Below are 19,051 nucleotides of genomic sequence, written 5' to 3'. Positions count from 1 at the left end.
GCTGTTATGAGCGCAGTTGAAACCAGGTGGTCTTCAACTGGGTGTATTTATCGAATGAGTGCAGCGACAAGTCACGGCCGAAACCGGACTGTTTGCCGCCACCAAACGGCACGGTCACATCAAGCGCATCGACGCTGTTGACCGACACCGTGCCCGCGCGCAGTTGCCGCGCTACGCGGTGGGCGCGATTGAGGTCGTCGGTCCACAGCGAGGCAGCCAAACCGTAGACGCTGTCGTTGGCCAGTTGCAAGGCGTGGGCCTCGTCATCGAACGCGGTGATCGCCAGCACCGGCCCGAAGACCTCGTCGCGAAACAGCGGCATGTGCGGGCTGACGTGCGTGAACATCGTCGGCTGAATGAAGTTATCGGACCCATTGAAAATCGACTGCCGGCCGCCGCACACCTTCGTCGCGCCTTGGCGCTCGGCCTGCTGGATGAACTTCATGATGTGCGCGGTCTGGCGGCTGTCGACGATGGCCCCGGCGCGGCTTGACGGGTCCAGTGGATCGCCCGGCTGCCAACGTTCGGCCTGCGCCTTGAGGCGTTCGACGAACTCATCATGGATCGAGCGCTGCACCAGCAATCGCGAGTTGGCCGAGCAGACTTCGCCCTGGTTGAAGAAGATCCCGAACGCCGCTTTTTCTGCGGCTAGATCAAGGTCCTGACAATCGGCGAACACCAGGTTCGCACTCTTGCCGCCGCACTCCAGCCACACCTGTTTGAGGTTCGATTGCGCCGAGTACTGCATGAAATATTTGCCGACTTCGGTGGAGCCGGTGAACACCAGGCAATCGACATCCGGGTGCAAACCCAGCGCTTTGCCGGTCTGCTCGCCGAGCCCCGGCAGCACGTTGAGTACGCCCGCCGGCAAGCCGGCTTCCAGCGCCAGCTCGGCCAGGCGCAGGGCGGAAAACGGTGACTGCTCGGCCGGTTTGAGGATCACCGAATTCCCCGCCGCCAACGCAGGACCGAGTTTCCAGGCGGCCATGTCCAGCGGGAAATTCCACGGCACCACCGCCGCCACCACACCGAGCGCTTCGCGGGTGATGGTCGCCAGCACGTTCTGCGCACTGGGGGCGATCTGGTCATAGAGTTTGTCGAGGCTTTCGGCGTACCAGCGAAACACCCCGGCGGCGCCCGGCACATCGATGTTGTAGGCATCCATCACCGGTTTGCCCATGTTCAGCGAATCGAGCAGCGCCAGTTCTTCGCGATTGGCCATGATCAGATCGGCCAAACGCAACAGCACTTGCTTGCGCTCACCAGGCGAGCGCGCCGACCAGCTGCCGGCCTCGAACACCTGCCGCGCATTGCGCACCGCCGCGTCCACGTCTTCCGCGCCGCACGCCGCGACATTCGCCAGGCATTGGCCGGTGGCGGGGTTGATCGCGGCAAAGGTTTGCCCCGACTGCGCCAAACAGGGTTTGCCAGCGATCACGGCTTGATCGGGAAACTGCAGCGCAGCGGCCTTGTTTTGCCAGTATGCAAGCTCGAACACGTTCAGATGCTCCATGGGCTTTTCTTGTGTTTTGGATGGTGGCCCAGGCCTGTGTCGAGGAAAAATAGTAAAAATGTCTTCGCAGACGATGAAAAAACTGGGCAGCCCATTTCCCCAGTCGAGCCGCATAAGGTCTATTGTTCAGGCATAAAAACACCGTCGTCAGAACGGATGCGGGCGGCTCGCAATTTGCTTGGATGTCGACATCATCCACCCCGAGGTTTGCCGTGGCTGCCTACAACCTGCGTCAATTGAAGTACTTCATCACCACCGTCGAGTGCGGCAGCGTCGCCGAAGCGTCGCGCAAGCTGTACATCGCTCAACCCGCCATCTCCACGGCAATCAAAGGCCTGGAAGACAGCTTCGGCGTGCAACTGCTGATCCGCCATCACGCCCAAGGCGTGTCCTTGACTCCCAGCGGCGCGCGCTTCTACCGCAAGGCCCAGGAACTGCTGCGCATGGCCAAGGAGTTCGAACAGAACGCCCTGGCCGACAACGACGTGGTAGCTGGGCAAATCGATATCGGCTGCTTCGAAACCGTCGCGCCGCTGTACCTGCCGCAGCTGATTGCCGGATTCTCGGCGCTGTATCCAGGGGTGAAAATCCGCATCCGTGACGGCGAGCAGCAAGAGCTGGTGCAAGGCCTGACGTCGGGCACCTTCGACTTTGCCATCCTGTACGAGCACGACCTCGACGCCACCATCCAGACCGAACCGCTGATGCCCGCGCAACGGCCTTATGCGTTGCTGCCGGCGGATCATCGCTTTGCTCAGTTGAAGCAAGTGTCGCTGCGCGACCTGTGCCTGGAGCCAATGATTTTGCTCGACGTACAACCGAGCCGGACCTACTTTGTCAGCCTGTTCGAAGAGTTGCAGCTGACGCCGAACATCGCCTTCAGCTCACCGTCGATCGAGATGGTGCGTGGGATGGTCGGCCAAGGGTTCGGCTTCTCGATTTTGGTCACCCGGCCGCATTCGGAATGCACCTATGACGGCCAGAAAGTGGTGTGCGTGGACATCGTCGAAGACGTCACCGGCTCAGGGCTAGTGGCCGCGTGGCTCAAGCGCGGGCAACTGACCAAACCGGCGCAGTTGTTTGCCGATTATTGTCGAGAGCAACTGACCGCGAAGGCTGGCTCTTGAACGTCAATGTCAAAAGATCGCAGCCTCGTTTCACTCGACAGCTCCTACCTCTACCGCGTATCTCTTGTAGGAGCTGTCGAGTAAAACGAGGCTGCGATCTTTTGATCCTCAGCTTTTACGGGGCTTGATCCGCGCCGTCGCTTCCGCCACCAGCGGATCATCCGGCCAGTAATGCTTCGGATACCGCCCCTTCAAATCCTTCTTTACCTCGGCATACGTGCTGCGCCAGAAGTTCGCCAGGTCTTGCGTCACCTGCACGGGTCGCCGCGCCGGGGACAGCAGGTGCAGCTTGACCACTTGCCGGCCACCCGCAATTCGCGGCGTCTCGGCCAGACCAAACAATTCCTGCAACCGCACCGCCAGAATCGGCGGCTGCTCGCTGTAATCCAGACGAATCGACGACCCCGACGGCACGCTCAAATGATGCGGCGCCAGCTCATCCAGCCGTTGCGGCAGCGGCCACGGCAACAAGTTATGGACGATGCTCGACAAGTCCAGATTACCGAAGTGACTGAGCCGCGAAACTTTCCCCAGGTACGGCATCAGCCAGTGTTCAAGGCTTTTGAGCAACGCCGCGTCGCTGACATCCGGCCATTCACTCTCACCCTTGCCGCCAAGGTCCAACTGCCGCAACAACGCCACCCGCGCCTGCCACTGGCGCAACTCCGGTGTCCACGGCAACAGCTCCAGGCCTTTACGCCGCACCAGATTCACCAGCGCCTGACTGCGCGCCGTTTCATCAAGCCCGGTCAACGGTTCGCGGCTGAGGATCAACTCCCCGACCTTGCGCTGCCGCTCGGCCCGTAACACGCCTTCGCGCTCGTCCCAATCCAGCTGATCGACCATGCGCACTTGCTCGGCCAGCACCGAATCAAACAACGCCGGATCGAAATCCGCCGCCAGGTAAATCCGTTCCTCACGCTGGCCCTGACGGCTGCCGAGATCGGCGATCACCAGCCAGGGCTGTTTCATCAAACTGTCGGCTTCGGCGAACAGCGCCGCACGACCATTGGCCAGTCGATATTCCGCGCCACCGGCCCGTCGTTGCTGGGCGACCCGATCCGGGTAAGCTAGCGCCAACAATGCGCCGAGCCAACGCGGATGATCCGGATCGCTGACCGGCTCCGACGCTCTGCTGCGCAGATAACCGCGATACTGCCGTGCCAGTTGCCGTGCACGCTGAACGCCACCCTGAGCGCCACGTGCGGCGCGTTCTTCGCCGGACAACAGCACCAGCCGGCTGTGCAGATCCGCCCCGGCGCCACGCAAAATATCCCGCTCGCCGAGCAGTGCCGCGACATCACACGCCATGTCCGCAAGCCCGAGCGCCTGCCCCCGCAACAGCAAATGCGCGATGCGCGGATGCGCCGGCAGCTCGGCCATCGCTTGACCGTGACGCGTCAGCGCCTCGCCGTCCAATGCACCCAAACGCTCGAGCAAATCCTGAGCCTGGGCATATGCGGCGGCGGGCGGCACGTCGAGCCACACCAACTGCGTCGGGGTTACGCCCCAACGCCCGAGTTGCAACGCCAGGCCGGCAAGGTCCGCCGACAGAATCTCGGCACTGGCGTAGGCCGCCAGTTGCTCGTGCTGATCCTGCGACCACAAGCGATAACACACGCCAGGTTCGAGTCGCCCTGCCCGGCCCGCACGCTGAGTGGCACTGGCGCGCGAGATGCGCTGCGTGTCGAGGCGGGTCATGCCGCTGCCCGGGTCGAAACGCGGCACCCGCGCCAACCCGGCATCGATCACCACGCGCACGCCGTCGATGGTCAGGCTGGTCTCGGCAATGTTGGTCGCCAGCACCACTTTGCGTTTGCCCGCCGGTGCCGGATCGATCGCCGCACGTTGCGCCGCCAAATCCAGCTCACCGTGCAACGGGCAGAGCAACACCTGCGTGCTCTCGCCCAACGCATCGGCCAGTTGCTGATGCACCCGACGGATTTCCGCCTGCCCCGGCAGGAATACCAGCACGCTGCCGGCCTCATCATTCAGGGCTTCGAGAATGGTCTGCACCAGACGCGGCTCGATGAACTCGCCCGGTTGAAACGGCCGCCCCCAGCGCATCGCGACCGGGTACATGCGGCCCTCGCTGCGCAGGATCGGCGCGTCATCAAGCAAACCGGCCAGGCGTTCGCCTTCAAGGGTTGCCGACATCAAGAGGATTTTCAGCGGCTGATCGTCACGAAACAGCTCCCGGCCATTCAGGCTCAGGGCCAACGCCAGGTCAGCGTCGAGACTGCGTTCATGGAACTCGTCGAAGATCAGCAGGCCCACGCCATCCAGCGCCGGGTCGTCCTGCAAACGCCGAGTGAGGATGCCCTCGGTGACCACTTCAATCCGGGTATTGGGCCCGACTTTACTGTCCAGCCGAATCCGGTAACCGACGGTTTCACCGACCTTCTCGCCCAGTTCACTGGCCAAGCGCTCCGCGGCTGCACGCGCCGCCAACCGGCGCGGTTCAAGCATCAGAATCGTCTGCCCGGCCAGCCACGGCTCGTTGAGCAAGGCCAGTGGAACACGGGTGGTTTTACCGGCACCGGGCGGCGCTTCAAGCACAGCTTCATGGCGTGTCGCCAAGGCTTCACGCAGCGCGGGTAAAACTTCATCAATCGGCAAAGAAATCATGCTGGCTCCCCAGGGCGTGCCCACAGTAAATTGCGAGTCGCGTTGAACCTGTGGGGGTGCCAGGCAAGGCGCGGGACGCAGGCAAGGGTCGTTTCCTTGCCAAGTACCGCAACGCAGCATGGCACGCCCACAGGTTCAGCCCGGAGGGCCGAACCCCGACAACCTCGATCAGCCGTTACGCGTTGTCGATTTGGAAAAAACAACGTCAATCCTCAATTATTCCAGTGGGGGTGAGACGCGGCCGCAATTTACTGTGGGCACGCCCTGCCAGGCGCGAGTATAACGGCGAACTGCTTGTCGCTCGTTGCTGTCCTAATTCATATCGACGACGCTTCGTTATTCAGATGACTCAGGAGATTTCATATGCGTGTTCCCTTTCGCCTGATTGGCGGTGTTTTGGTCGCCACCCTGCTCACCCAAGTGACCGCCTGCGGATCGATTTTCTACCCGGATCGCCGTGGCCAGATTGACGGCAAGATCGACCCGGCCATCGCCGTGCTCGATGCCGTGGGCCTGCTGTTCTACATCATTCCCGGTCTGATCGCTTTTGCGGTCGATTTTGCCACTGGCGCGATTTACTTCGAACCGGGCAAGACTGCACAAGTGGCTCCGGAAAAACTCAAGGAAGCCATCGGCGCTGACGGCAAGGTCGATAACCACAAGCTGCAGACTATTCTGGAAACTGAACTGGGCCGCAGCTTCCCGCTGGACGACCCACGCCTCATCCAGCACAAGGGCAGCACCCAGCAACTGGCCATGTTCGGCCTGCAACCTGCTGCGTAATCCGTGCCGGTGAAGGAACACTTAAAGGACAAGCCGAGCCTATGATTTCCAGCTCCGAACACGCCCGCCTGCTGCGGCTGGCGACGCGCGCCTCGGTGGCGGTGGCGTGTACGCTGATCGTCGCCAAAGCCATCGCCTGGTGGCTGAGCGGTTCGGTGAGCATGCTCGCCGGGCTGACCGACTCGGCACTCGACGGCGTCACCTCGCTGCTCAACCTGCTGGCCGTGCATTACGCCTTGCGCCCCGCCGACGATGATCATCGCTACGGGCACGGCAAGGCCGAGTCGCTGGCAGGCATGGCTCAGGCGTTGTTCATTGGAGGCAGTGCGGTGCTGATTGCCTTGCAGGCGGTTGACCGGTTGAAACATCCGGAACCGGTGGGCGCACCGTGGATCAGCATCGGGGTGATCGTGTTCTCCCTGGCGCTGACCCTGGCGTTGCTGATGCTGCAACATCGCGTGGTCAAGGCGACCGGCTCCAATGCCGTGCGCGCCGACTCTCTGCATTACCGCTCGGACATGCTGCTCAACGGCAGCATTCTGGTGGCGCTGGTGCTCGCCGGGTTTGGCTGGCATCAGGTAGATCCATGGTTTGGTATGGGAATCGCCGTGTACATTTTCTGGAGCGCCATTCAAATCGCCCGGGAAAGTTTTACCGTGTTGATGGATGAAGAGCTGCCGCCGGACGTCAGCCAGCACATGCTCGAACTGGCCTGCAGCGTACCGGGCGTGCTGGGCGCGCATGACCTGCGCACGCGGATTTCCGGTAACCAGTGGTTCGTGCAGTTGCACCTGGAATTGCCGGGGCATTTGACCCTGTCAGTTGCCCACGGCATCAGCGATCAGGCCGCCGATGCCATTCACGCCGCCTACCCGCGAGCCGAAGTGCTGGTGCACGCCGACCCGCAGGAAGTGGTGAAAGCCGCCAGGGCTTAGAAGCTCACCTGATAACCACGACTGCTCAGGCAGTTGCCCTGGGCCTGGCGGTAGGCTTGAACCACCGACGGGTCCGGTTGATAGGTGGCGGTTCGCGGATTGAAGCCACTCTGCTGCACCGCGTATTGATAGCACTCGTAACCGTCCTGGTTGACCTGTTCCGGCGACTGGCCGTTAGCCGGATACGCCTCCACGTCGTAACTGTTGCTGACCGGTTGCGGCTGCTGTTGCATCGGCGGCTCGACCACGACGTAATCCTGCGTGCTCTCCTGATAGGCGTAATACGAACCGGCCGCGAGGAACAACAGCGCACCGCCGATCCACACTTCGCGGGCGTAATCGGGCAAATAACTGACGCGAATCCCGCGCGGCGGCTGCACCACCACATACCGCGGACCTTGCGGGCGATACCAATAGCCGCCGGAGTAGAAGTAATCCTGACCACGGTACGGCACGCGGTAGTCACGGTCCGGGAAGCGATCGATCACATGGCCGGGCCGGTACTGCGGACCCGGTCCCCAGCCATTTCCGTGCCCGTCCGGACGACCCGCCCAGCGATGGTCATCGGGACGCGGACCATTGTTCTGCCAGTGCGGGTTGTTATCGTTGCGCCGCGGCACATCCTGATAGTAACCACGCTGTGGTGGCTGGGTCTGGCGCACGGTGTCGGGCCGGCCCTGGATCGGCAAGTCATTGGCCGGCAGTTGCGGCGGTGGCGGCGGTGACCGAACCGGATTGTTGTAGTTGGGTTGCTGGCGATTCTGCCACTGACCACCGTTCTGATTCTGGCCGTTGTGTTCGAACTGGCGGCTGTTATCGCCCCGAATGATCTCGTTGTTCTGCTGACGCGGTTGATTGTTCTGAGGAGGCTGATTATTTTGCGGGCGCTGCTGATTATTGTTGCCGCCACGCCCCTGACCATTGCCTTGATGGCCGTCCGAGCCATGTTGGCCACCGTCGGGACCACGGTTTTGCGGCTCATCGGCCAGCGATTGCGCAGTGACACTTACACACAGCAAACCAACACCGGCCAAACGCCAGATGCGCGACTTCATGCTTTTCCTCACTGCGGGTTAGGGCCTGTAGGTAAGACTGGGAAAGCGCAGGCCGGTTCTGCAACAGGTTATCAGTCGCGAAACTTATTTATTGAGGGGCCGGCAACAAATCGCAGGCAAAAGAAAAGGGAGACCCGTCGGCCTCCCTTTGAGAACTTCGTCCGTGCTCGACGCTTATGACGTCGGCTCACCTCACGCCGTCTTCTGGACAGTGTGTAGCTCGGGGGCCGACACATCCCCTGTGGGGGTGGCGACCGCAGCTGGCCTGATTGGGCGAGCCGCTGTGGACTGTTTGTCCGAGCAGTGATTCTGGTGATAAGAATAGGCCGCAGGCGCCGGCAGAGGATTGCGAAGATTGCTGAAATAAACATCACTTGCGCAATTTTTAACCCTGGATAGATAATCTGCCGCAATAGTTATGACAAAGGCCTGATTGATGAGCAAACTCGACCGATACGACCTGAGCATTTTGGCGGAATTGCAGCGTGACGCGCGCATTTCCAACCAGGAGCTGGCCGAACGCATCGGCCTGTCGCCCTCGCCCTGCTCGCGCCGGGTCAAACAACTGGAAGACGACGGCTACATCACCCGCCAGGTCGCCCTGCTCGACCGCAAAATGCTTGGCCTGAGCCTGACGGCTTACGTACTGATCGGCATGGACCGGCATACGCCGGAGCGTTTCGAGAACTTCGAAGCGGCGATCCGGACATTGCCGCAGGTGCTCGAATGCAGCCTGGTGACGGGGATGGACGCCGATTATCAGCTCAAGGTGGTGGTGCCGGATATGGACCATTATCAGAAGTTGCTGCTGGGGCACCTGACACGGATTGAAGGGGTGACGAGCGTGCGGTCGAGTTTTGTGTTGAACCAGGTGCTCAACAGCACTGAGCTGCCGTTGACTCATTTGCGTAGCTGAAGACGCCTTCGCGGGCAAGCCTCGCTCCTACAGAATTGGGGACGGTCACAGGATTTCGACTCGACACGAACCCTGTAGGAGCGAGGCTCGCCCGCGAAGGGGCCGGCACAGCCGACGAATAGCTGCGGCACACTGCCGCAGGTCAATGCCCGACCCTCTCGCCGTGCCGTATACTCCCCGCGCCCTTTTAGCCCCGCCCGCGCTGGAGATGTTCAATGGATCCTGCAGTATTTGAAGAGTGGATGATGACCGGTCTGGTCAGCATCCTGATCATTTTCATGGGTTTCATCGTCTGGGATCTGGCGAAGAAATCCAAAGCCGGACGCTTTGGTTCTTTCATCCTATTCTTTGTGCTGGGTCTGGGCGTCGCTGCATTTGTGATCAAAAGCGTGGTCATCGGCCTGATCGAGTCCGGCACGTTATAACCGCGCCGGCACTTCCTTCCACTGACCCTGATCGAGCCCTTCGATCGACCAGTCGCCGATTCTGACCCGCACCAGGCGCAACGTGGGCAAGCCAACCGCTGCGGTCATGCGCCGTACCTGACGGTTGCGCCCTTCGCGAATGATCAGTTCCAGCCAGCAGGTCGGCACGGTTTTGCGAAAGCGCACCGGTGGGTTACGCGGCCACAACTCAGGCTCTTCGAGCTGCCGCGCCTCGGCCGGCAAGGTCATGCCGTCGTTCAGCTCCACGCCATCGCGCAAGCGCTGCAGCTGCTCGGCGCTCGGCTCGCCTTCGACCTGCACCCAATAGGTCTTGGCCAGTTTGTGCTTGGGGTCGGCGATGCGCGCCTGAAGCTGGCCGTCGTTGGTCAACAGCAGCAACCCTTCACTGTCACGGTCCAGCCGCCCGGCCGGGTAAATCCCGGGAATCTCTATGAAATCCTTGAGCGTCGCCCGCCCTTCACCGTCGCTGAACTGCGTCAGCACATCGAACGGTTTGTTGAACAGGATCAGCTTCGGCTCGGCCGGCGGCGCCTTGGCGACTCGGCGTGGCGCTGGTTTCGGGCTATCCGCGCCAGGGCGGCGGGAAACGGGACGTGGCGGACGGGACATGGGATGTGAACATCTAGCGGTCAGGGCTGCTAATGCTAGTGCCCTGACCGCCAAATGACCATGACCACTATCAGCGGAACGGCGGCTCGTCGAAGCTGCGCAGTTTGCGCGAGTGCAACGAGTTGAGTTCGGTGCGCAACAGGTCCACCGCCTCGATGCCGATCTTCAAGTGCTGGCTGACCGCGCGCTCATAGAAGGCGTTGGCCGAGCCCGGCAGCTTGATTTCGCTGTGCAGCGGTTTGTCCGACACGCAGAGCAACGTGCCGTAAGGCACCCGCAAACGATAACCTTGCGCGGCGATGGTGCCGCTTTCCATGTCCACCGCCACGGCGCGAGACAGGTTGATCAGCGGACGTTCCTGAGCCCAGCGCAATTCCCAGTTACGGTCATCGTAGGTCAGCACGGTGCCGGTGCGCAGGCGTTTCTTCAGTTCGTCACCCTTCTCGCCGGTGATATTGGCCGCCGCTTGCTGCAAGGCCATCTGCACTTCAGCCAGGGCCGGGATCGGAATGTTCGGCGGCACGACACGGTCAAGAATCCCGTCGCGGCGCATGTAGGCGTGAGCCAGTACATAGTCGCCAATGGTCTGCGACTGACGCAAACCGCCGCAGTGACCGATCATCAGCCAGCAGTGCGGACGCAGCACGGCCAGGTGATCGGTGATGTTCTTGGCGTTGGACGGGCCGACGCCGATGTTCACCAGCGTCACGCCGTGGCCATCGCTGGCGATCAGGTGATAAGCCGGCATTTGATAACGGTGCCAGACCACGCCCGCGGCAATCGCCGAGGCTTCGCCGTGGTCCATGCTCTTTTCGATGATCACGTTGCCCGGCAACACCATGCGCACGAAGCGCGGGTCGCTGCGCAATTGCTCAAGACCGTGAACGATGAACTGGTCGACATAACGGTGATAGTTGGTCAGCAGAATCCACGGCTGCACATGACGCCAGTCGCTGCCGGTGTAATGCACCAATCGGCGCAGGGAGAAATCCACTCGCGCCGCATCGAACAGGGCCAGCGGCAGCGGATCGGTGTTTTCCCAATCGTACAGACCATCGGCAATGCCATCGGTCGCGGCCGACAGGTCGGTACTCGGGAACACCCGCGCCAGCACGGCGGCGGTCACGCCGGAGCCGGCCAGCTCATCGCCCTGCTCGACCACGTACGGATAAGGAATGTTCTGCTGGCTGACGCCGACTTCCACGGTCACGGTGAAGTCGTGCATCAACGGCACCAGCTGTTCCAGCAGGTATTTACGGAACGCGGCCGGATGGGTGACGGTGACGCTGTAGGTCCCCGGCAGCTGAACCTTGGCGTAGGCACGCGTGGTCTGTGGGACTTCGCCCTGGCAATGGTAGGTCAGACGCAGTTCGGGATAGCGAAACATCGCACGCTGTTCGGCGTCCGGCTCGACACGATCCTTGAGGTAACGCTTGAGCGCCTGGTTCAGCGCGGTGGTTGCACGATTGTGCAAGAGCGCAAGCCGATCCACGGCTTGCTCGGCGGTTTGAACGACAATAAAAGCTTCGGTCACGATCAGCATCCTGTGTTCTGACTTGCAGAGCTTCATCTTGCCTGCAACATCGCTTCACGGGAACAGCGATGGCGACACAAATCCCAAGTCCACCGCAGATCCAATGTGGGAGCGGCGGTGCGACGATTCGACTTGCTCGCGAAGGCGGTTTAACATTCAACAGTGATGTTGACTGAAAGTCCGCCTTCGCGAGCAAGCCCGCTCCCACAAGGGGTTTGATGTCGATCACAGCATCGGGGTCGATCGCGCCACAATCGCTTCCACATCCAGCCCTCGCGGCAACGCGCCATACACCCGCCCCGCCGAACCGAGCCGGCTGGCGATGAAGGCATCACTGACAGCAGAGTTGCCAGCCTCCAGCAACAGCTTGGCCTGCAGCCCCAGGGCGATGTCTTCGGTCAACTGCCGGGCGCGGTATTGAATGTCGCTGGTGTCCTTGAAGGCTGCCTGCAATTGACTGATGTGCGCGGCCAGGCGTTTGTCGCCATGGCCATCGCCCAACTCGCTGAACAACACATCGAGCACGCCGGGTTCTTTCGACAGGGCCCGCAGCACGTCGAGGCATTGCACGTTGCCGGAACCTTCCCACGTCGAATTGACCGGCGCCTCACGGTACAAACGCGGCAGGATGCTGTCTTCGACATAACCGGCACCGCCCATGCACTCGGCGGCTTCATTGATCATTGCGGGGGCGCGTTTGCAGATCCAGTATTTGCCCACCGCCGTCACCAGCCGGGCGAATTTCGCTTCATGGCTGTCATCCAGATGATCCAGCGCCTTGCCCATGCGCAGGCTCAGCGCCAGGGCGGCTTCGCTTTCCAGCGCCAGGTCGGCCAAGACGTTCTGCATCAACGGTTGTTCGCTGAGCAATTTGCCGCCAACCATCCGGTGCGCGCAGTGATGGCTGGCCTGGGTCAGCGCCTGGCGCATCAGCGAGCTGGAACCGACCATGCAATCGAAGCGGGTCATGGCGACCATTTCGATGATGGTCGGAACGCCTCGGCCCTCTTCGCCGACCATCCACGCCAGCGCGCCACGGAACTCCACTTCGCTGGACGCGTTGGAGCAATTGCCGAGTTTGTTTTTCAGGCGCTGGATGTAGAACTGATTGCGCGTGTCGTCCGGGCGATGGCGCGGCAGCAGGAAACAGGTCAAACCCTTGTCCGTCTGGGCCAGGGTCAGGAAGGCGTCGCACATCGGCGCCGAACAGAACCACTTGTGGCCCACCAGTTCATAGGCCTGGCCCGGACCACTGGCGCCGACCGGATAGGCCTTGGTGGTGTTGGCGCGCACATCGGTGCCGCCCTGTTTCTCGGTCATGGCCATGCCGATGGTGACACCGGCCTTATGCGCCATGCCGACGTTGCGCGGGTCGTATTCGGTGGCGAGGATCTTCGGCAGCCACTGTTTGGCCAGGTCCGCTTGCAGGCGCAGGGCCGGCACGCTGGCGAAGGTCATGGTCAGCGGGCAGCCGCTGCCGGCTTCGGCCTGGCTGTGCAGATACGTCATGGAGGCGCGGGCGACGTGGGCGCCGGACTGCGGATGCGCCCAGGGCAACGAGGTCAAACCGTGCTCGACCGCCGTGCGCATCAGTTCGTGATAAGCCGGATGAAATTCCACCAGGTCGATACGATGGCCGTAACGGTCATGGCTGCTAAACACCGGCTTGTTCTGATTGGCCAGGAACCCTGCTTCCATCAGCGGCCCACCGGCCAGCGCGCCGTAAGCGTCGATCCGCGACTCGGCCCACCCGGCCCCGAAACGCCGCGACCACTCCTGCAAAGGCAGGTCGATGCGATACAGGTTGGTGCCATCCAGCGACGGTGGCTGGTTGGTGACTTCGTGGGTTTCGGCGAACTGATGCAGGTTCATGACGGGGCTCCTTTGGTCAGCCAAGGGATTTCAGTTAAGCACCGCCCCGTGGCCGAACAAAGTGTCATATCTGCCTAACTGTCGGCGCTTTCACCCTGCCTTGGACAGAGCACCCGTCGATACAACGCCGCCTGCAAATCTTCGAACTTCACCGGTTTGCTCAGGTAATCAATCAAGGCACCGGTCGGGCAGCGCTCCCGCTCAACGCTGACGGCAATCACGAACACCGGCAGTTCGCCGCAACCCGGCAACGCGCGGATCTGGCAACAAAACGATACGCCGTCCAGCGTCGGTAACGGGCTATCCAGCAGCACCGCGTCGAAAGTCTCTCGCTGCAAATGATCGAGCGCGGCATGACCGTTGTCGGCAGTCCGCACCCGAAACCCAAGCTTGAGCAGCATCCCGCGCATCACCAGTTGATTGATGCTGTTGTCATCCACCAGCAGCACGGTGCAATCCTGCGGCAGCCGCAGGCGCGGGAAATCCCGCGTCATAAAGGGCGTTGCCACCCGCTCCACGACCGGCAACTCGAACTCGACATCCAGCTGGAAGCGGCTGCCGCGCCCAGGTTCGGTGCGGTGTGTCAGGCGCCCGCCGAGCAATTCGATCAGTTGCCGACAGATGGCCAGGCCGATGCCCAGGCCGCCGTACTCGCGGGTCATCGAGCCATCGACCTGGAAGAACCGTTGATACATCGTCGCCTCCCCCAGATCGGTGAAGCCGATGCCGGTGTCGATCACCGCAAAGGACAACGCCAGCCGGTCGGGCTCCACAGGTTTGCCCGTGACCCGCAGCGCCAACCCGCCGATCCGGGTGAACTTGATCGCGTTATCCAGCAGGCATTCCAGGCATTGCGTCAACTTGGCGCTGTCACCGTGCAAGCGGTCCGGCAGCCCTTGCGTCACCTCGACTTTGAAATCCAGCGACTTGCTCAAGGCATTGCTCTCGAACTGCACGCGCAAGGCCTCGACCACACCGCGCAAACTGAAGGTGGCCGCCGTCGCGTTGAGCCGGCCGGCCTGCAACTCGGTCAGGGTGAGGATGCCATTGACCATGCGCATCATGTCGCGCGCCGAACCGGCGGCCGTTTGCTGGTACTGCTCCAGTTCCGGGTCCATCTCGACAGTCTGCATCAGCTCCAGCGAACCGATCACGCCGTTCATGGGCGTGCGCAGTTCGTGGGTCAGGGTAGCGAGGAATTCGTCCTTGAGTTTGTTGCTGTGCGCCAGTTGCTGGTTGAGCACTTCAAGCTTCTGGCCGGCATCGAACAGCGTCTGCGCCTGCTGCTCGCGCATCGCGTTGATGCGGTCGGCCAGGGCCAAAGACAACAACGCGACTTCGATGGCCGAACCGATCTGGCTGGAATACATGGTCAGGAACACGTTCGGCAGATAGCCCAGCACCATCAGAGTGTTGACGATGCCGCCGAGCAAAAACGCCGACCAGGCAATGATGAAATACCGCGCCACCCGCAGGCCACGCAGCCAGGCCAAAATCCCCGCGGCAAAAATCACCACGGTGAACGTCAGCGCCAAGGCCGTCGCCAGACGCAGGGCCAGGCCGTAACTGGTCATCAGCGACAACCCGACCACCAACGCGCCAAACGCAATCAACGCCTGCAGCAAGCGGTCGAGCCAGCGACTGTGCTCGGCTGTCTGCAAGAAGCTACGGGCAAACTGGCTGCCGAACAGCCCGGCGCAACCGATGAAGAATGGTGTTGCGGCGTTGGCCCACCAAGGGTTGTCCGGCCAGAAATACTCCACGGCCGCGCCGTTGACCGACAGCTGATACAAACCGAACGAGGCGATGTAGAAGATGTAATAGAGGTAACTGGTGTCGCGCACGCTGAGGTAGATGAACAGGTTGTAGACCAGCATCCCCGCCAACACGCCATAGATCAGCCCCAACACATAGAGGCGGATCGGCTGTTCTTCGAGGTAAGCGGTGCTCGACCACAACGTGACGGGCGCTTGGACCGAGCCTTCGCTTTCCAGACGCAGGTACACCGTTTGCGCCTGGTCGGGGGTGAAATTCAGAGCGAACAGGTAGTTGTTCTGCCGAATCTCGCGACTGGCGAACGGCAAGGCATCACCCGTCCGCTGGACCAACTGATACACACCGGCCGCATCGGGCACGTAGAGATCGAGGTGATCGAGGGGCGGATAGGCCAGTTCGAGCAACCAGGTGCGTTGCACGGCGGGATTGGTCGGGCGGTAATGCAGGTCGATTTTCAGCCAGAACGCCGAACGCGAATAACCGGCGTTGAGGGTGTCCTTATCGTGGGGTTTGAAGTTACCGGCCGCGGCTTGCGCACGCACATCGGCGATGGTCGCCTGACCACCGGCGTCCTCGAACACTTGCAGGGTTCGGCCCAGGGGAAGGCTTTGAGTGAATTCATCGAATTCGACGGCGCTCGCCAGGAGGGGCAAGCACAACAGCAACATTAGCAAATAGCGCATTTAAGCCCCAGCGTGGCCTGTCCGGTTATCTCAGGAAGCCCCTCATTCCTTTTGAGTAGACGTAAAACCGGTATTACCTGTTATTGATTTGGATCCACTCTAGCATAGCCGTTGGTGGCCATTGAGCACCATTGAAATTTTTCCTACAAAGGCTCTAGTACGGGCGTTCCAGCACCTAAAATTGTGCTAAAGCTAATAGCCCGATCAGCCCCTGACTTTGCATCGGCGGCTGGCGACAATTTTGTAGCAGCAGGCTGCTTAACCGCTACAGGGTCCTTCATGACTCGCTGGTCGACTGGTGGTAAGCTCGCGCACCATGAATATCTACAGCTCTCGCCCCGTTGTCCTCTGTCTCTCCGGCCACGACCCAAGTGGTGGCGCCGGCTTGCAGGCAGATATCGAAGCCCTGCTCGCCCAGGGTTGCCATGCGGCTCCGGCCGTCACCGCCCTGACCGTGCAAGACACGGTCAATGTCACTGACTTCCGCGTCCTCGACCGTGAGTGGGTGTTGGCCCAGGCCAATGCCGTGCTCAACGACTCGACGGTAGCGGCGGTCAAACTGGGCATGCTCGGTTCCCTGGAAATGGTCGACACCGTCGTCGAACTGCTCCAGGCGCACCCGCATTTGCCGATGGTCTGCGACCCGGTGCTGCGCGCCGGTGGCGGCGGACGATTGGGCAAGGACGAAGTCGGCTACGCCATGCGCGAACGCCTTCTGCCCCTGGCCATCATTGCCACCCCTAACCTTCCCGAAGCCCGCATCCTCGCCGAACTGCCCGAAGGCACCGCGGACGAGTGCGCTGAAAAACTCCTGCCGTTCGTCAAACACCTGCTGATCACTGGCGGCCATGGCGATGAACACGAAATCCACAATCGCTTGTACAGCCGTGACGGCAGCCGCCAAACCTTTACCTGCCAGCGTTTGCCCGGCAGCTATCACGGTTCCGGCTGCACGTTGGCCAGCGCGTTGGCCGGTCGTCTCGCTCAGGGCGAACATCTCGTCAGCGCCGTGAAGACCGCGCTTGACTACACTTGGCGCACCCTGCGAGATGCCGAGCAGCTGGGCAAAGGCCAATTCGTGCCACGCCGCCTGCCGCTGGATTTCTGTTCGTAACGCCATTGAGGCTTGTCCGATGAAACTACGTGGCCTGTACGCCATTACTGACAGCCAGCTACTGGCCGGTAAATTTCTTACGTACGTGGAGGCGGCGCTGGAAGGCGGCGTCGCCCTGCTGCAATACCGCGACAAGAGCAGCGACGAAGCCCGCCGTCTGCGTGAGGCCGAAGCCCTGCGCGATCTGTGTGAACGCTACAAGACTCACCTGATTATCAACGACGATGCCGAACTGGCCGCACGCCTGAACGTCGGTGTGCACCTGGGCCAGACCGATGGCCCGTTGACCCCGGCCCGTGCGCTGCTGGGTCGCCAGGCGATCATCGGTTCGACCTGCCACGCGCAACTCGAACTCGCCGAGCAAGCCGCCAAGGAAGGCGCCAGTTATGTCGCCTTCGGCCGCTTTTTCAATTCCAGCACCAAACCCGGCGCCCCGACGTGCAGCCTCGAACTGCTCGATCAGGCCCGCAGCAAACTGCACCTGCCGATCTGCGCGATCGGCGGCATCACCCTCGACAACGCCGCCCCGCTGGTGGCCCACGGGGTCGATCTGCTGGCGGTGGTGCATGGCTTGTTTGGCGCCGAGAGCACGGCGGAAGTGACACGCCGCGCCCGCGCATTCAACGACCTGCTTTCTGTTTAAGTAGCTAAAAATCTGATTTGAGAGCCCGATCATGTCTCGTTCCGAAACCCTGTTTGCCAATGCCCAGAAACACATTCCCGGTGGCGTGAACTCGCCTGTTCGCGCGTTCAAAAGCGTTGGCGGCACGCCGTTGTTCTTCAAACACGCTGAAGGCGCCTACGTCACCGACGAAGACAACAAGCGTTATGTGGATTACGTCGGTTCCTGGGGGCCGATGATTCTCGGCCACAGCCATCCGGACGTGCTGGACGCGGTGCGCAAACAACTGGAACACGGTTTGTCCTACGGCGCGCCGACCGAGATGGAAACCCAGATGGCTGATCTGGTCTGCTCGATCGTGCCGTCGATGGAAATGGTGCGCATGGTCAGCTCCGGCACCGAAGCGACCATGAGCGCGATCCGCCTGGCCCGTGGTTTCACCGGCCGCGACAGCATCATCAAGTTCGAAGGCTGCTACCACGGTCACTCCGACAGCCTGCTGGTCAAGGCCGGTTCCGGCGCCCTGACCCAAGGCGTGCCGAGCTCGGCCGGTGTGCCGGCGGATTTCGCCAAACACACCCTGACCTTGCCGTTCAACGACATCGACGCGGTAGAAACCATGCTCGCCGACGTCGGCCAGGACGTGGCCTGCATCATCGTCGAACCGGTGGCCGGCAACATGAACTGCGTGCCGCCGGCACCGGGCTTCCTCGAAGGCCTGCGGACCCTGTGCGACCAGCACGGCGTGGTGCTGATTTTCGACGAAGTGATGACCGGTTTCCGGGTTGCCCTCGGCGGCGCACAAGCTCACTACGGCGTGACGCCGGACCTGAGCACCTTCGGCAAGATCATCGGTGGCGGCATGCCGGTCGGCTGCTTCGGCGGCAAGCGCGAAATCATGTCGCACATCGCGCCACTGGGCCCGGTCTATCAGGCGGGCACCTTGTCGGGTAACCCGCTGGCGATGGCTGCCGGCCTGACCACGCTGCGCCTGATCAGCCGTCCGGGCTTCCACGCCGAGCTGACCGACTACACCAGCCGCCTGCTCGACGGCCTGCAGCAACGCGCCGATGCCGCCGGCATTCCGTTCGTGACCACGCAGGCCGGCGGCATGTTCGGTCTGTACTTCAGCGGCGCCGACGACATCGTGACCTTCGATGACGTGATGGGCAGCGACGCGAACCTGTTCAAGCGCTTCTTCCACCTGATGCTGGAAGGTGGCGTGTACCTGGCACCGAGCGCATTCGAAGCCGGCTTCACCTCGATCGCCCACGGCGACACCGAGCTGAAACTGACCCTGGATGCCGCCGAACGCGCATTTGCCGCGTTGAAATAACGCTGTTGCGCTGACGCTGGCGATTGCCAGCGTCAGCTTTCACCTACATTCCCGCCTCTTTTCCTACGCTTCTGCCAGCAATCAGCCGCAAAGTGGGCGATA

The 19,051-nt window shown here is 61.8% G+C and carries 15 protein-coding genes; 8 read left to right on the top strand and 7 right to left on the bottom strand.

The genetic code is table 11. The annotated features are described in order from the left end of the window. Nucleotides 1-4 precede the first annotated feature (4 nt). Nucleotides 5-1,498 (bottom strand): aldehyde dehydrogenase, encoded by a 1,494-nt coding sequence (locus tag ACIPL2_RS15355; RefSeq protein WP_401357717.1) that lies wholly within the window; start codon nucleotides 1,496-1,498, stop codon nucleotides 5-7. A 227-nt stretch (nucleotides 1,499-1,725) separates the two neighbouring features. On the opposite strand from ACIPL2_RS15355, the gene ACIPL2_RS15350 reads away from it, so the two are divergent. Beyond that, on the top strand, nucleotides 1,726-2,640 hold the full coding sequence (locus ACIPL2_RS15350) for a LysR substrate-binding domain-containing protein (protein WP_401357646.1): 915 nt from the start codon (nucleotides 1,726-1,728) through the stop codon (nucleotides 2,638-2,640). A gap of 108 nt (nucleotides 2,641-2,748) precedes the next feature. Here ACIPL2_RS15350 and hrpB read toward each other — a convergent pair whose 3' ends face one another. Further along, nucleotides 2,749-5,268, bottom strand: coding sequence for an ATP-dependent helicase HrpB (hrpB, locus tag ACIPL2_RS15345; protein WP_401357645.1), 2,520 nt, complete (start codon nucleotides 5,266-5,268; stop codon nucleotides 2,749-2,751). Nucleotides 5,269-5,631: 363 nt separating this feature from the next. Here hrpB and ACIPL2_RS15340 point away from each other — a divergent pair, with 363 nt between their 5' ends. Next, nucleotides 5,632-6,051 (top strand): hypothetical protein, encoded by a 420-nt coding sequence (locus tag ACIPL2_RS15340; RefSeq protein WP_059402075.1) that lies wholly within the window; start codon nucleotides 5,632-5,634, stop codon nucleotides 6,049-6,051. A gap of 41 nt (nucleotides 6,052-6,092) precedes the next feature. Beyond that, complete coding sequence (locus tag ACIPL2_RS15335) at nucleotides 6,093-6,986, top strand: cation diffusion facilitator family transporter (RefSeq protein ID WP_401357643.1); 894 nt, start codon at nucleotides 6,093-6,095, stop codon at nucleotides 6,984-6,986. Here ACIPL2_RS15335 and ACIPL2_RS15330 read toward each other — a convergent pair. Next, nucleotides 6,983-8,041, bottom strand: a complete 1,059-nt coding sequence (locus ACIPL2_RS15330) for a DUF6515 family protein (RefSeq protein WP_401357641.1) — start codon at nucleotides 8,039-8,041, stop codon at nucleotides 6,983-6,985. The two genes, ACIPL2_RS15335 and ACIPL2_RS15330, sit on opposite strands and share 4 nt — an antisense overlap. A gap of 436 nt (nucleotides 8,042-8,477) precedes the next feature. Here ACIPL2_RS15330 and ACIPL2_RS15325 point away from each other — a divergent pair, with 436 nt between their 5' ends. Beyond that, nucleotides 8,478-8,957 (top strand): Lrp/AsnC family transcriptional regulator, encoded by a 480-nt coding sequence (locus ACIPL2_RS15325; protein WP_007894448.1) that lies wholly within the window; start codon nucleotides 8,478-8,480, stop codon nucleotides 8,955-8,957. Nucleotides 8,958-9,172: 215 nt separating this feature from the next. Then, nucleotides 9,173-9,382 carry a DUF2788 domain-containing protein gene (locus ACIPL2_RS15320; protein ID WP_007937369.1) on the top strand — a complete coding sequence of 70 codons (210 nt, stop codon included), beginning with the start codon at nucleotides 9,173-9,175 and terminating at the stop codon, nucleotides 9,380-9,382. Here the strand turns inward: ACIPL2_RS15320 and ACIPL2_RS15315 are convergent. The 4 genes from ACIPL2_RS15315 to ACIPL2_RS15300 all read right to left on the bottom strand — a co-directional run bounded on the left by ACIPL2_RS15315 (nucleotide 9,377) and on the right by ACIPL2_RS15300 (nucleotide 15,877). Continuing rightward, nucleotides 9,377-10,012 (bottom strand): pseudouridine synthase, encoded by a 636-nt coding sequence (locus ACIPL2_RS15315; RefSeq protein ID WP_401357640.1) that lies wholly within the window; start codon nucleotides 10,010-10,012, stop codon nucleotides 9,377-9,379. The two genes, ACIPL2_RS15320 and ACIPL2_RS15315, sit on opposite strands and share 6 nt — an antisense overlap. Nucleotides 10,013-10,082: 70 nt before the next feature. Beyond that, nucleotides 10,083-11,582, bottom strand: a complete 1,500-nt coding sequence (gene amn, locus ACIPL2_RS15310; protein ID WP_178114332.1) for an AMP nucleosidase — start codon at nucleotides 11,580-11,582, stop codon at nucleotides 10,083-10,085. Between the two features lie 189 nt (nucleotides 11,583-11,771). Further along, nucleotides 11,772-13,418, bottom strand: coding sequence for an acyl-CoA dehydrogenase family protein (locus ACIPL2_RS15305; RefSeq protein ID WP_401357638.1), 1,647 nt, complete (start codon nucleotides 13,416-13,418; stop codon nucleotides 11,772-11,774). A 74-nt stretch (nucleotides 13,419-13,492) separates the two neighbouring features. Continuing rightward, complete coding sequence (locus ACIPL2_RS15300) at nucleotides 13,493-15,877, bottom strand: 7TM diverse intracellular signaling domain-containing protein (protein WP_401357636.1); 2,385 nt, start codon at nucleotides 15,875-15,877, stop codon at nucleotides 13,493-13,495. Between the two features lie 316 nt (nucleotides 15,878-16,193). Between ACIPL2_RS15300 and ACIPL2_RS15295 the strand changes: the two genes are divergently transcribed. Genes ACIPL2_RS15295 through hemL form a run of 3 tightly spaced genes read left to right on the top strand, consistent with a single transcriptional unit; the run spans nucleotide 16,194 to nucleotide 18,949 of the window. Continuing rightward, nucleotides 16,194-16,991, top strand: coding sequence for a hydroxymethylpyrimidine/phosphomethylpyrimidine kinase (locus ACIPL2_RS15295; RefSeq protein ID WP_401357635.1), 798 nt, complete (start codon nucleotides 16,194-16,196; stop codon nucleotides 16,989-16,991). A gap of 19 nt (nucleotides 16,992-17,010) precedes the next feature. Then, nucleotides 17,011-17,634 (top strand): thiamine phosphate synthase, encoded by a 624-nt coding sequence (thiE, locus tag ACIPL2_RS15290; protein ID WP_401357634.1) that lies wholly within the window; start codon nucleotides 17,011-17,013, stop codon nucleotides 17,632-17,634. Nucleotides 17,635-17,665: 31 nt separating this feature from the next. Beyond that, nucleotides 17,666-18,949, top strand: a complete 1,284-nt coding sequence (gene hemL, locus ACIPL2_RS15285; protein ID WP_401357633.1) for a glutamate-1-semialdehyde 2,1-aminomutase — start codon at nucleotides 17,666-17,668, stop codon at nucleotides 18,947-18,949. The last annotated feature ends 102 nt before the right edge of the window (nucleotides 18,950-19,051 follow it).

Origin of the sequence: Pseudomonas sp. NPDC086251, from assembly GCF_044746405.1 — a bacterium.
Taxonomy (GTDB): domain Bacteria; phylum Pseudomonadota; class Gammaproteobacteria; order Pseudomonadales; family Pseudomonadaceae; genus Aquipseudomonas.
The sequence above is the reverse complement of the archived record's forward strand: the minus strand, read 5'-3'. Positions and strand labels throughout refer to the sequence as shown.